The following is a 12,756-nucleotide window of genomic DNA, read 5'->3' as shown; positions in this document are numbered from 1 at the left end:
GGTGGGCCTGGTCGGGCACCCGATCGACAACACGTTGCTCTTCGGTCGGGTCATCGATCCGACCGCCGACGATCCGGACACCGTCGCCATCCGCGAGGTGAACGAACTCATCCACACCGACGACCTGGTGGAGGCGTGTGTCCTGCCCCTGGCCGACGGGGTGACTCTGGCGCGCAGAACGTCCGGCTGGCCGGCCGGCAGCCGGTCGTCTCCGGGCCGCAGGATCGCGCCGGGAGACGACCGGCCGGCCTGTCCCGGGTCATCCCGCACTGGTGTCTGCTCCTGAAGTGCCGGCGTGGCGAGGCTGGGAATGATCAGGCGCATGGTGCTTGGCGGGTCGCGGCGCTCGACCAGCAGGTGCAGGCGTTGCACGCCGTCGACCTCGGCCGCGGGTACGGACCGCCGGCTGTCGCAGTCCCGGTCGTCGAACCCGGCGAAACCGATAGGCGATCTCCATCATCCGGTTCCGTTCGGTGCGCCGGAAGTCCGCGAGCAGATGGGCCCCGGCTGCGGCGGCCTCACCCGCCAGCCAGTTCAGGATGACCGCGCCGACCCCGAAGGACACCACCTGACACGAGGTGGCCAGCAGTTTCAGGTGCCAGACCGTGGGGCGCTGCTCCACCAGCAGCACCCCGATCGCGCCGTGCGCCCCGAACCTGTCGGTCAAGGTGGCCACGAGCACGTCGTGGCCCTCGTCGACGAGCAGTCGGCGTAGCGTCTCGTCGGAATAGTGCACGCCGGTCGCGTTCATCTGGCTGGTACACAGGGTCAACTCCTCCACCCGGCTCAGCTCGACCTCAGTGGCCCGCAGGATCCGCAGTTCGAGGTCGAGTGAGCACAGGAACGCCTCGTCGGGGCCGCCGAACTCGGCCCGTTCGGCGTCGCGGCGAAGGTTCGCCTGGTACATCGCGCGCCGCTTTCCTGAATCCACCGTCCTGGCGGCCGGGGTGAACTCGGGCAGGGTGATCCCAGACCAGGCACTTGACCATGGTCGTGGCTTTCTCGCTCACCCGTGTCCTCTCGGTGGTTCATCAGGCGTAGATGCCGAGGGCGTGCTCGGCCAGGATCAGCTCGCAGATCTCGTTGCTGCCCTCGATGATCTCCATCAGCTTGGCGTCGCGGTACGCCCGTGCGACGGGGTGGCTGTCCCGCGCGCCGCGGAGGCGAGCACCTGGACTGCGGTCGCGGCACTCGCCGCGGCGTGCTGGGAGTTCAGGTACTTCGCCAGCACGGTCGCCGACACCATTTCAGGCGGCCGGCTGTCCCAGCCGTGGCTGGCGTGCGCACATCCTCGTCGCGGTCTTCTCCGCGGCCAGCAGCTGGCCACGTGTCGGGCGACGAGCTGGTGCTCGGCCAGGGGTTTGCCGCCGCTCATGACCGCTGCGCGCCACGGTTACCGGCCCGTGGATGGCCCGGCGCGCTACCTTCTTCAGCTGCGCTGATGGCGCAGTCCGTAGAACCGGAGAGCCGATTCACGCTGCTGCTCGACCGTGCCGATCTCCTTGGCGTCGGCCGGAGCGAACAGATCGACCTCCTCCAGCGCACCACAGGTCGGCTCCGACGCCAGGACGTACCCGAAGCGGCCGTTGGTGAATTGCCCCAGCAGGCCCGAAGGCCAGAAAATCGAGCGCCGAGTGAAACGGCGCACAATTTCACCACACCAGGCTTTACACAAGGTCATGCCGTTAGGAACGCGGCTTACGACGTGCCAGCCAAGGAGTCGGGATCTAATTGCATACGTAGGGTTTTCTTGCTCGCAGAAACACGTGGTGGCTCCCCGCCGGGCGGGAAGCCACCACGTCTGTTTCCACACCTGGCCCACGGCTCGTCGCACCAGAAACGGGCGAACAAACTTCGTCAGCCGGAGGGCCTTTTACCGTAGTAAGCCCCCTCTCGTGCGCGCGCTGAACTTCCGGTTCACACGCGTCACACGATGGAGATCGACCGCACCTGGGTGTTGCCCTTGGTATCGACGTATACCTTGTAATCGCCGACGGTGTAAGTGCCAGCAGCGTTGTTGTCGATGGTGAACGTGGCCGTCACAGGAGACTCGCTGCCGTCGATGCGGGTCTGCTTCACCGTGATGGTCAACTCGTTCGTGTTGCCCTTCAACTTCTTCACCACCGCCGACGGCTTCGCATCGATGACCGCGTTGGCGACTGTCACGTAGACCGCGTCGGGCGAAGAGAACTCCGCGTTCTTCTGCCCATCACCGAACAGGAAGAAGCCCCGTTGTTCGATGGCCCCGCGCCCCGGGAACGGATCCGGGTTTGAGGCCAAGTACGTCGGATTGACCGTGTACAGGTCCGTCTTGGAATCCGCGAGGATGGCCTGCACCCCGGTGTACGGGGCATCGGTGATCGCGAGGTTGACCGACAGGTAGATGGCGTCGGGGTTGTTGGCCGAGATGCGCGAGGAGAAATACTTGTCCGCACTCTGCCCCGCAGGAACGGCCAGCGGCACAACCGCGTCGCCGACGAGAATGTTGAACTGGAAGTCGCCGTAGCCGCCGGCCACGAACTTCGCCCAAGCCGCGTCCGACATGTAGTCGGGGCGCTCCACCTTGAACTCCAGACGCATCGGCGCCACGTACGTGGTGTTCAGGTACTCGGTGTCGGTCAGGGGCAAGTAGACCCCTCCCGGGGCGTGCCCCAGTGCGAAAGCCGACGCCGTCGGGGTCGAGTTGCCGCGCCCGTTCCACATCGGGATGTTGAACGAGGTGGCGCCGAGCAGGGCCTGGGTGCCCAACTGGCTCGTGCCGACAGCCGCCGACGCGTCCTTGTAGGTTCCGATCGTGACGTCGAGCAGGTCGAGGTCCGCCCGGTCGGAGTTCAGCCCCGGGATGCTTGCCCACATGAACTTGGCACCGGCGGGCCCGGAGTACCGGGCCATCTCCAGCATGCCATCGGCCATGATCTTGGTCATCTGCACTGCCGAGTCGACCTTCATCCGCTCGTTGGCCGTGTGCCACCAGCGCTCGTTACCCGGGATGACGGCGCCGAAGGCGGTCATCTTGTTGCGGAAGCTGCTGGCCAGGGTGCCACCGGTCGTGCCCTGCGGATAGACCACGTCCCGGAGGGAATACGGATCGGGGAACGCCCCCGGGTTGCGGTTGATCGAGGCTTGGTAGCTCCCGAACTGAAGAGCGGTCAGCGGGTTGTCGTGCGTGACGTACAACCCGGCGCCGACGGGCGGGCCGAGGTTGCCGATGGTGAACCCCTTCGACTGGAAGGCGGCCGTGACCGCCGCCGTCGCCTGGCCGGAGTCAGCCGCGGTGACGTGCATGCTGCGCACGTACATCGGCATGCTGAGGCTGCCGGAGGCGTCCGTGTAGAAGCTCGTCGGGGTCTCTGAACTGATGCCGCCCATGAGGGCGAAGGTGAGGTTCGGCGTGCCGTTGCTCGGGTTGCGCAACAGGTTCGCCGGGATGCCCATGTACTTGCCGATATAGGCCTCGCCTTCGACACCGTCGCGGAAGAACAGGTCGGTGATGCCGTCGGCGGCCTTCTTCAATTGCAGGTCGGCGGCCGTGCTTCCCAGTGCGCCGAGGCCCTGGGAGAGGAGGAACATCCCCCACACGACGGCATTCTTGCCGTACTGCGGGGTCGGCATCTCCATCGCCACATCGGTGTTGATCTCCAGCGTGAGCGAGTCGCCGGTGATCGTGGTCTGCACCTTGGGGGTGGTGCCGGAAGCAGCCGGGAGCCAACCCTTCGTGGTCGCGGCAGCGGTGATCGCCGACACGAACCGGCCGCGCTCGGCGGAGCCGGCCCCCGCCACGTCGAGGGTGAAAATGGCCCGCGAGGCGATCTGCGTGGTGCTGCCGTAGGCGATGTCCTTGAGCGTCGGGTCGCCTTCGCGCAGGGTGACGCCGGCTGTGGCAGCCGTCAGCCGGAAGGCCTTGGTGCTGTCCGCGGACAGGCTCATCGACACCGACGGGGTCACCGATCCGGAGTTGCCGACGATGACCGGGAACCGCGAGTCGGAGGTGTAGGCCGCGATCGGGATCTCCTCGCGGTTGAGGTTCTTGTAGGCCCAGTTGTCGTAGAAGCTCGGGTTCGAGTTGTACGGGATGGACTGGAAGGTGGCGGTGTTCGTCGTCGAGGGCGTGCCGGGACCGCCGTCTTCGTAGATTCCCATGACGATGCGGATGCGTCGGTCGAGGGGCAACCCCGCCTCGAGTAGCGCCTTGGCCGCGAGCAGCGTCGCCAGCGTCGGGCCGCTGTCGTCCTGGATGCCCGCCCCGTAGACCCAACCGTCCTTGACGTACGGCGAGTGGTACGCGCCAGGAGTGCCGAGGTTGCCATCGGCGTCCCGCCAGCGCGCCAGCTGGGCCGGCGAAACGGAAGCCGTCGGCGAGTCGAGGTGACTCAACGCCATGACCATCTCCGGGGCGTCCGGGTCACCGATCTCCGCGTAGACGTACTTGTCGGGCTGGCGTTGGACGACCACCGGGAAACCCAGGTCGGTGGCCAGCTTGACCACCCAGGCGAGCTTGGCGACCTTGCGGTCGTACTCGTGCTGGTTGGCTTCGGTGTTGCTGACCGGGAAGGGGTACGCCGTCGCGGCCGTGCCGCCCCGGGAGATGGAGTCGTAGATCGACCCGTCCAGCATCGCCCCGACCAGAGTGAGCGGGTCGTAGCTGCCGTCCCCCGCCCGCGCGCTGTTGACGCGTCCAGCCAACGCCTCGACTTCCGCGTGGATCGCGTCGCGCTCGGCGTCGGTCACCGACAGGTCATAGGTGACACTCGGCTGGAAGCGCTCCTCGCCGGGGCCGGCCGCGGACGCGTGGGGTGTGGGCGCAACGGTCGCCGCGAGGGTCGCGGCGAGCAGGACGGAGAAGATGGCCGTCCGTCTGTCTCTCATAGAAGCTCCAGAACAGGGGGGATGACACGGTGGCGACAGCACACGCTAGCCGTGCCGCCAGCGGCCGACGGGGCGGGATTTCTTGAGGATGATCTGAGAATCGGCCGGTGTCGTCAGCTCGCCGCAGCCGGTAGCCCACCCCGCGTACGGTCTCCACCAGGCCGACGTCGTCGAGCTTGCCGCGCAGAGCCGCGACGTGGACGTCGAGGGTGTGCCCGGCCTTCCGGGTGGTCTGCCATACGTCCATCAGCAACCGTTCGCGGGACACGACCGTGCCCGCCTGCCGGGCCAACGCCATCAGCAGGTCGAACTCCTTGCGGGTCAGGTTCACCTCCCGGTCGGAGAGCCAGACCTGCCGGGCGTAGAGGTCGGCCCGCAGGTCGGCGACCTACAGCGTCGCCTCGGCCCGCGCGGCGCGGGCGGTCGGGCGCAGCACCGCCCCGATCCGGGCCTACAGTTCCGCCATGGAGAACGGCTTCACCACGTAGTCGTCGGCGCCCGCGCGGAGCCCCTGTACCGTGCCGAAATTGTGTGTCGCATTCGTGAGCTGGGGATTTGCGAGTGGATTAAGCGGCTCGGGGTATTCGTTGATCGCGCCACCGAGGACCCGTCGCCGGCGGATCGGCTTGTCGATCGCAATGACCGCGCGGAGCCTCTGGTGGAACCAGGCACGACTGCCAGCGGTCCAACCTGACATGCGCGCGGTCGTATCCCTCAGCTCTGTCCTGTTGGGCCTGTTCCTCGGCGCTCTCATGCTGCGTTCCGGCTGGGAGCTGCCGGTGCGAACCTCCTGCTCAGGCGACATGTGCACATCGCAGTCGTGGATCGACGTCGACTGGGACCGCGTCAACTGGGAACTGAAGCCGACCAGAATCGCCTGCTTCGAGGCCAACCCGGCCAACCACGATGCCCTGATCGGGCCCGGCGACGAATGCGTACGGTCCCGCAGCGACGTCATCGAACACCAGGCCACCTACGAAGAACTACGTGAAGAGATCCAGCAACGGCGCACCCGGGCACTTGCGTTCGCCGGCGCCGCGATCGCGCTGCCACCGATCCTCGTCCACATGTGGTCGCGGATTCGCCGCAGGCCGGCACCGACGGCACACTGACTCCACGCTCCCCCACCCTGATCGCGGCAGATGAGTGCATCTGCAACGACCGGCAGGGGACCATAATGCAGGTGATGGATGCACGCGGCGTGAAGGGAGGACTGCCGGTTGGCGACGAGCGCTGACGAGCTGTTCGCGGCACGTCTCGCCTTCCCGGTGGGCGATCGGGTGCGAGGCACCGTGAGTGCCGTCCCGATGGGCGCGGGACGGGCAGGGGTTCTGGTAGACCTTGGCCAGCCGCCGCAAGGATGGGTTGACGTCCTACACCTGCCGGATGACCCGACCGACTGGCCTCCGGTCGGCAAGGCTGGGCTCTTCGAGGTGGGGCAACACCGGCCCGGCCAGGTGCGGCTGTTTCCGTTGGACGCCGGGATGCGAGGTCGTGGGGCCCGCTTTTTGCGCTGGTCTGGTGAGGAATGGGCCGCGATCACCAGACGGTACTCCGAGGGTAAAGTTGTCGTGGGAACTGTCACCAACGTTTTTCCAGGCAACCGCGAGTACACAGTCATGTTCGACGACTGCTGGTCGGCGGTCGAGTATGAGGATAATGCCCCGCCGGTCGGCTGGACCGGCCCGTTCCGTGTGACCCGTCTGCTGGAGTGGACTCACCGAATCTTGCTAACGCCGGCGAAGTAGCGATCGAGTAGGTGGCAAAATTAGGTCAGTCGAGCCGAGCGCCTCCGAGCTCCGACGGGCTGGCTGGCTAAACGCACTCAACTCGGCACGACCGCGCACCGGACGCTGCCGCTCACCTGTTACGTACGGTGACGCCAGGTCAGCGGTAGATGAGTGAACCGACGTACCGCCCCTACGACGGGAACTAGGTTGCCTGGTCTCCACACCTGCGGCAGCCTTCGCGGCGTGATCGAGACGCGTGTGCTCACCGAGGGCGATTGGAAGGTCTGGCGGGAACTGCGGCTCGCCGCGCTGACGGAGGCGGCGTACGCCTTCGGTTCCCGACTGGCGGACTGGCAGGGCGACGGCGACCGGGAGGAACGCTGGCGCAGTCGGCTGGCCATCCCCGGCTCATACAACGTAGTGGCGACGCTCGACGGGCAGCCCGTCGGCATGGCCAGCGGGGTGCCGACCGATCAGGACGGCGTGGTCGAGCTGATCTCGATGTACGTGGCGCCGCTGGGACGTGGCCGGAGCGTGGGCGACCACCTCGTGCGGGCGGTCGAGCAGTGGGCTCGGCTGGTGGGCGCGGGGACGCTGCGCCTGGCCGTGGTGGAGAGCAACAAGAACGCCTGGGCGCTCTACCAGCGGAACGGCTTCCGTGACACGGGTGAGCCCGGCGACCTCATGCCCGACGGCCTGCGTCGGGAGCACGTCATGGCCAAGAGGCTCACCTCTTAGCGGGCCGGCCGCCGATCGAGTGTGCGCCGCTACCGGAAACGTGGTGGCGGCGCATCCCTCCGCACTGCTCAGCATCATGCTCAAGTACTTCCCCAGGGCCTCGGCAAACCAGCTCGGACCCAATTGGCCTACCGGACTGGCAGGGTCAGGTAGGCCAACTGTCTTGTATTCGCGTTGATGGCCGGTCCAGCAATCACGGTGAGTCACGCCGACCCTGATGCTGGTGGCTAGATCCGCAGCAACGATCATGGTCTGACGGCGCGGCGGCCGACCTGGATGCCGGGCTGACAGTGACGGTGTCGGGACGGCTGGCGCGCCATATCAGCGGCAGATCCGGATGCCCGAGTCAGGCACACCGGTATTCGTTCGGGCGACTCCGCTCTCTGCGGTCTCGGATGACGACCTTGCCGGGCCCCGTGGTGTTGGTGCAGTGCGGGCCGTGCACGTCGAGGCTGGCGAGATCGGTTGTGATCGCGGCCGAGCCGAAGTAGGCGCGATCGAGGATGTAGGCCACACGGGTGCCGGCTCCGGCGGGAGCGGAGAACTCCGCAGGTGGCTCGACCGGCCGTAAGCCGACGAGGCTCTGCCGAAAACCGCGCCCATGTCGCCAGACTTCGACGAAGGTCTGCGAACTCACGGCCGCCGCTGCGGCGCTCGACCACCGATCGCAGGTGAGCAGCGAGTCGTAGTAGCCGAACTTCGGCATGCCCCGGCCGGGCAGGATGTCCGCCTGGTCGTCGGTCACCGAGAAGACGAGATCAGCGGTGATCTCCGCTACGACGTCGGGCGTGTGGCTCGCGGCGACCCTGGTTGCCGGATGAAACGCGTGCCCCACAACCGCGCAAAGCACCCGAGTCGCCAGACGAGGATCTTCCCTGCCTACCCCGAAATACATACCGGGCAGCTTGCGTACGGAGTCGTCGAACTCCAGGAGCGTGATCTTCGCGAGGCTGTAGTCAGGCTCCGTCACGCCACCAACGCTATCCCGGCAAGGCACGCGCGCCCATCGGCATGTCCGCGAGCTTGCCGACTCGACGTGCCTTGACGTTCTGTAGTGAGCTGATCGCGGCATGAGCGCATGCGGGTCCGGCATGCGTGGGTGGAGGGTGTCCTGTCTGAAGGGTGAGCGGACGTCGGGCCAGACGACGCGCGATACGGACCGGTGTGAGCAGTAGTTGACGGCGATCCACTGCCGGGTGATCGGGCGATGTCGCGAGGCTACTGTTGCTCCGCATGACCCATCTCGAGATCGAGATCACCACCGACCTGGTCCGTGATCTGGTGCGCGACCAGCACCCGGACCTCGCCGATCGTCCGGTTCGGCTGGGCGCGCGTGGGTGGGACAACCAGCTGTGGCGGCTCGGTGACGACCTGGCCGTCCGGCTTCCCTGGGCGACCGTGTCCGCGGACGCGCTGCTGCGCAAGGAGTACGCCTGGCTGCCCACGCTTGCCCCGCGCCTTCCGCTACCGATCCCGGTCCCGCAGCGATTCGGCAAGCCCTCCGAACGGTTCCCTCGGCCCTGGCTCATCACCACCTGGGTTCCGGGCACACCCGCCGACCGGATCCCCGTCACGCGAGCCTCCGACGCGGCCAAAACCTTGGCCACTTTCCTGACGGCCCTTCACCAACCGTCCCCCAGCGGCGCGCCCGCAGGCCGGGACCGCGGCGGACCACTGGCCGACCACGCCGACCAGTTCGCCAAAGGGCTGGCCTCCGCCACCGAGCGAGGGCTGATCCACGACCCGGACGCCGTCCGCGCCGTCTGGCACGACGCGGTCACCGCGCCTCAATGGACGGGCCCGGCGCTATGGCTCCACGCCGACCTGCACCCAGCCAACATCCTCACCGCCGACGGCACCTTCTGCGGCGTGATCGACTTCGGCGACCTCTGCGCGGGCGACCCGGCATACGACCTCGCCGCCGCGTGGCTCCTGCTACCGGACAACACCACCGACCACTTCTACGCGGCCTACCAACCGACCCCGGACACCCCACCATGCGCCGCGCCCGCGGCTGGGCGATGGCACGCGCCCTCGGCGGAATCCTCATCGGCGACGACGGCGTCCACGGCCGCCCAGGCGGCAAGCCCACCTGGGGCCCACCCGCCCACGCCGCCCTGCAACGCCTCATCGCCACAATCCGCTGACTCGGCAATCGCCACTGTGTCCGACAGACGGCGTGATCAACCATCCGTACATCGGCACGTCAAGACGTCGGCTACCGGCGCCGACGTCGGTGACGAGCGCTTCGCGGCAGATCCGTGTACCCGATCACGGTGCCCGCCAGCCCCCGACTGCGGCGATCTCGTTGTCTGCGGGTTAGCCATCCGCGTCGTTCATCAGTACGGGTGTGCACGGTGGCAGGTGCGCCCCGGGTTGACCGCGTGGGAACACAGTGTGCACCACAGCGCCGGTACCGTCTCGTGGGCTGTTGCGCCGAAGACCGTGGGGTTGGCGTCGGCAGCCTGCGCCGGTGTTCGGGTGAAGTACCGCACCGTCCACTCGTCTCGCTCACGCGGCCAGGCGCTCAGCTTGGCTTGGAGAGCGACGCTGGCATCCTCGTCCAGCCACCAGAGCTCGGTCGGTCCGGTTGCCTCGGGTGCACGTGGCGGTAAGCGCCGCTCGTCCGCCACTGGGACGACGTCACGTGGCGTGTAGCAGGTGAAGGTTCGGTGAAACCAGCCACTGACCGTCAAGAGCAGTGCGTGACTCTCCAGGCGCTGGTCGACGGAGCGATCAATCACGCGGTAAGTCCACCGGCCAGGTCCCATAGCGGTCCGGCCGTCAGCGAGAACATCGACGCCCCAGGCCCAGTCGCCGTCCAGGATGCCAGTGAAGGCAGCCCCGAGTGGGCTGCGGTGAACTGCCGCATCACCATCGAGGCCGTATTCCATACCATTGGAGCCGAGGACCGGGTACCAGAGGCCGCCGTAGCGCTCCTCGAACCTGACCATCGCTTCGACCAGTTCGCAGGGCGCCGCCTCGGTCCGGTCGTCGAGGCGGAGTACGGCCTTTGAGCGGATGTCGGTGGCGGTCATGCACGGCCTCCGGCGGGACCGCTGCGCGAGGACTACCCGGGCACGTCCAGACAGATCCGGATCATCAAGTACGTATACCCGGCAACCTACCAGCGCCTCTCACCCATAGGCCTATTTGCGGCTCTGCTCGGAACCAACAACGCACTCTCCTCGGCACGACCGGACGCTGACATCTCCCCTCGGTGACGAGCGCTTCGCGGCAGATCAGGGCGTTTCCCTCGATGGATGTGGGTGCCTGTTGGTGGCTACGCTGACCGCGATGGTGGGGGCTGGGAGCGGAACCGCGTTGGGGCGGTTGTTGGCGCATCGGTGGCGGGAGGTTGCCGCGGCAGAGGGTCCTCTGCGGCCGGAACTCGACGCTGTGCTGACCGGCGGCGCGGCCAGTCCTTCGTTGGTGCGGCGGCTGGCGCCGATGCTCGGGTTGCACACGGCGGATCCGTTCGTGGTCGCCGGGCTCGATCTGCCGCCTGATCTGGTGCCTGCCAGCGGTACCGGGCCTTGGCATGTCGGGACGGTACTGGAGATGGCGGCCAAGTTCGCGCCGCAGTCGCTGCGCCGGTTGCACGAGTTCGTCCGGTCGTTACCCGAGCGTCCGCCGGCGTGGCCGCCTGTGTGGCCGCGCTACAGCTACCCGCTGGGGCCTGGTGAGATGATGTTGCGGCTACTGCGGAACCGCAACATCGGGCCGTACAGCCCGAAGGTGTTGTACTTCATCGGCGACGGGCCGATGGTGTCGTCCTCCACGATGGCGATGCTGGGACCTGGTCGTACGCGGCTGACGCCGCAGTACGTGACCGCGTTCGCCACCGTCCTGGGTATTCCCGACGACGACTTGGCCGCCGTTGCCGGGGTTGCTGCGGCCACCGATCCACGTCTACACCGCAACCACGTTGAACTTGCCCGGTTGGCCTGGGATGCCCGGCGGTTGACCGGCGAGCAACTGCCCGAGGTGCTCGACCTGGCCAGGCGTCTGCGGTAGCTGAGTCCGCAATGATCCCGCCGCCGTTCGACCGCCTCGGGACCAAGCCAAATGCCCAACAATCAGATATACCGGCAAAGGTCACGAAAGCGGGATCACTCTGTACGCCGCAGTTGGCGCAGACATTGGCCACGAGCAGTCGGCTGACTGGTCGGTCTCGCAGATGCGGCCCCTGACGCCCGCTCGGCGGCATGAGCGTGCGTCTACCGCTGGAGGTGCCCACGAGGGCCACGATCGTCACGAGGCGGCGCCGTAGCCCGCATCACCCGTCGTTGGTGCATCATGGTTTCTCATGTTCGTGGATCAGCGGCAATTTCCCTTCCTGGCCGATCTTCGGGCACGGTGGGAGGCCATCCGGGATGAGTGCCTTGCTCTGCCGCAGGAGACCTATCAGCCGTGGGTGCAACGCGAGATGTACGGCCAGGGCTGGAGCGTGTACGGGCTTGTCGCCTTCGGGGAACGGATCGAGGAGGCGCTCGAAGCTTGCCCGAACACTGCCTCCGCGTTGACGACGGTCCCTCACCTGACGACCGCTGGGTTTTCTCGGATGGCTCCTGGCACCCACATCAAGCCACATCAGGGGTGGGTTACGACCGTTTACCGCGCGCATCTCGGGCTGGTCGTGCCAGAGGACTGCGCACTGCGAGTGGGCGACGAGACCCGGCAGTGGCGCGAAGGTAAGACCTTTGTCTTCAACGACACCGTCATGCATGAGGCGTGGAACTACGGCTCCAGCGACCGCGTCGTGCTCTTGTTTGACTTCGCCCGTCCTGGCTTCGAGGACATGCCGCAGGACGAACTGCCGGCCTCGGTGGCAGGCTTCGTACGACGCGGTGGATGAGCGAGACACCCCAGCGCATCTTCACGGCCCTGTTTCATCCCGTCGTTCCGAGAACCCGGCCGAACGCCGGGTGAGCACTGCAGCACCCGAGGCATCACGCTCCGCGCAGCGCCGTACGCGGCAGATCCGGATAGCGGTCCGGGCATCACCCGAGCTTCGTCCATTGCCCTTCGGAGACCACCTCGACGGAGCCGTCGACGACCTTGATGGCCGTTTGCTCGTCGATAGCGTAGGCCGGGACGTTGAGGTCAGCAGCCCACCGTTGCGCGGCAGCGAGAGTGTTGTCCGGGAAAGCGTCCAGGTGCGGGAAGATCGAGAAGTCGACGATTCCCAGGGTGGTGTCGTCCGGCGCGGAGGGCCACTCGACGAAGTCCGCTCCGATCCGCGGAGTCATCACCATGCTTCCCGCACTCACGCCCACCCAGACCATGTCGGGCAGCGAAGGCAGCAGATCGGCCAGCCCGGACTTTCGCATCCAATGACACAGATACGTCGCGTCGCCGCCGTCGACCAGAAAGACGTCGGCATCCCGGACCCAGGGGATCCACCGCTCCGCGCCGATCG

Annotated in this window: 11 protein-coding genes and 3 pseudogenes; 6 read left to right on the top strand and 8 right to left on the bottom strand. The window is 67.1% G+C overall.

The genetic code is table 11. The features are described from left to right. The first annotated feature begins 1 nt into the window (after nucleotide 1). Nucleotides 2-286 (top strand): hypothetical protein, encoded by a 285-nt coding sequence (locus ABZ793_RS23815; protein WP_357460976.1) that lies wholly within the window; start codon nucleotides 2-4, stop codon nucleotides 284-286. On the opposite strand, the gene ABZ793_RS23810 is transcribed toward ABZ793_RS23815, so the two are convergent. From ABZ793_RS23810 to ABZ793_RS23790, 5 genes and pseudogenes are all read right to left on the bottom strand, one after another. Next, complete coding sequence (locus tag ABZ793_RS23810; protein WP_357460973.1) at nucleotides 260-907, bottom strand: hypothetical protein; 648 nt, start codon at nucleotides 905-907, stop codon at nucleotides 260-262. The genes ABZ793_RS23815 and ABZ793_RS23810 overlap by 27 nt on opposite strands. Before the next feature lie 124 nt (nucleotides 908-1,031). Beyond that, nucleotides 1,032-1,375 (bottom strand): annotated as a pseudogene (locus ABZ793_RS23805) (acyl-CoA dehydrogenase family protein). A gap of 54 nt (nucleotides 1,376-1,429) precedes the next feature. Beyond that, entirely contained in the window at nucleotides 1,430-1,681 is a 252-nt protein-coding gene (locus tag ABZ793_RS23800; RefSeq protein ID WP_357460971.1) for a hypothetical protein, read from the bottom strand. A gap of 245 nt (nucleotides 1,682-1,926) precedes the next feature. After that, nucleotides 1,927-4,866 (bottom strand): hypothetical protein, encoded by a 2,940-nt coding sequence (locus tag ABZ793_RS23795; protein ID WP_357460968.1) that lies wholly within the window; start codon nucleotides 4,864-4,866, stop codon nucleotides 1,927-1,929. Nucleotides 4,867-4,987: 121 nt separating this feature from the next. Beyond that, nucleotides 4,988-5,383, bottom strand: a pseudogene (locus ABZ793_RS23790) (response regulator transcription factor); the annotation flags it as partial. Between the two features lie 178 nt (nucleotides 5,384-5,561). On the opposite strand from ABZ793_RS23790, the gene ABZ793_RS23785 reads away from it, so the two are divergent. Continuing rightward, nucleotides 5,562-5,978, top strand: a complete 417-nt coding sequence (locus ABZ793_RS23785; RefSeq protein WP_357460965.1) for a hypothetical protein — start codon at nucleotides 5,562-5,564, stop codon at nucleotides 5,976-5,978. A gap of 861 nt (nucleotides 5,979-6,839) precedes the next feature. Beyond that, entirely contained in the window at nucleotides 6,840-7,334 is a 495-nt protein-coding gene (locus ABZ793_RS23780; RefSeq protein ID WP_357460962.1) for a GNAT family N-acetyltransferase, read from the top strand. A gap of 346 nt (nucleotides 7,335-7,680) precedes the next feature. Here the strand turns inward: ABZ793_RS23780 and ABZ793_RS23775 are convergent, their stop codons facing one another. Continuing rightward, nucleotides 7,681-8,304, bottom strand: a complete 624-nt coding sequence (locus ABZ793_RS23775; protein ID WP_357460959.1) for a hypothetical protein — start codon at nucleotides 8,302-8,304, stop codon at nucleotides 7,681-7,683. 263 nt (nucleotides 8,305-8,567) lie between these two features. Between ABZ793_RS23775 and ABZ793_RS23770 the strand changes: the two are divergent. Beyond that, a pseudogene (locus ABZ793_RS23770) lies at nucleotides 8,568-9,481 on the top strand (aminoglycoside phosphotransferase family protein). Between the two features lie 192 nt (nucleotides 9,482-9,673). On the opposite strand, the gene ABZ793_RS23765 reads toward ABZ793_RS23770, so the two are convergent. Further along, nucleotides 9,674-10,372: a hypothetical protein gene (locus ABZ793_RS23765; RefSeq protein ID WP_357460956.1), complete on the bottom strand. Its 699-nt coding sequence runs from the start codon at nucleotides 10,370-10,372 to the stop codon at nucleotides 9,674-9,676. Between the two features lie 241 nt (nucleotides 10,373-10,613). Between ABZ793_RS23765 and ABZ793_RS23760 the strand changes: the two genes are divergently transcribed. After that, nucleotides 10,614-11,351, top strand: coding sequence for a hypothetical protein (locus ABZ793_RS23760; protein ID WP_357460953.1), 738 nt, complete (start codon nucleotides 10,614-10,616; stop codon nucleotides 11,349-11,351). A 292-nt stretch (nucleotides 11,352-11,643) separates the two neighbouring features. Next, nucleotides 11,644-12,192, top strand: a complete 549-nt coding sequence (locus ABZ793_RS23755; protein ID WP_357460950.1) for an aspartyl/asparaginyl beta-hydroxylase domain-containing protein — start codon at nucleotides 11,644-11,646, stop codon at nucleotides 12,190-12,192. Nucleotides 12,193-12,337: 145 nt separating this feature from the next. Here ABZ793_RS23755 and ABZ793_RS23750 read toward each other — a convergent pair. Continuing rightward, a partial coding sequence (locus ABZ793_RS23750; protein ID WP_357460947.1) for a Type 1 glutamine amidotransferase-like domain-containing protein occupies nucleotides 12,338-12,756 on the bottom strand: 419 nt, incomplete at its 5' end.

Origin of the sequence: Micromonospora sp. NPDC047465 (assembly GCF_040643125.1) — a bacterium.
GTDB lineage: Bacteria > Actinomycetota > Actinomycetes > Mycobacteriales > Micromonosporaceae > Micromonospora.
This window is presented reverse-complemented; position numbering and strand designations above follow the sequence as displayed.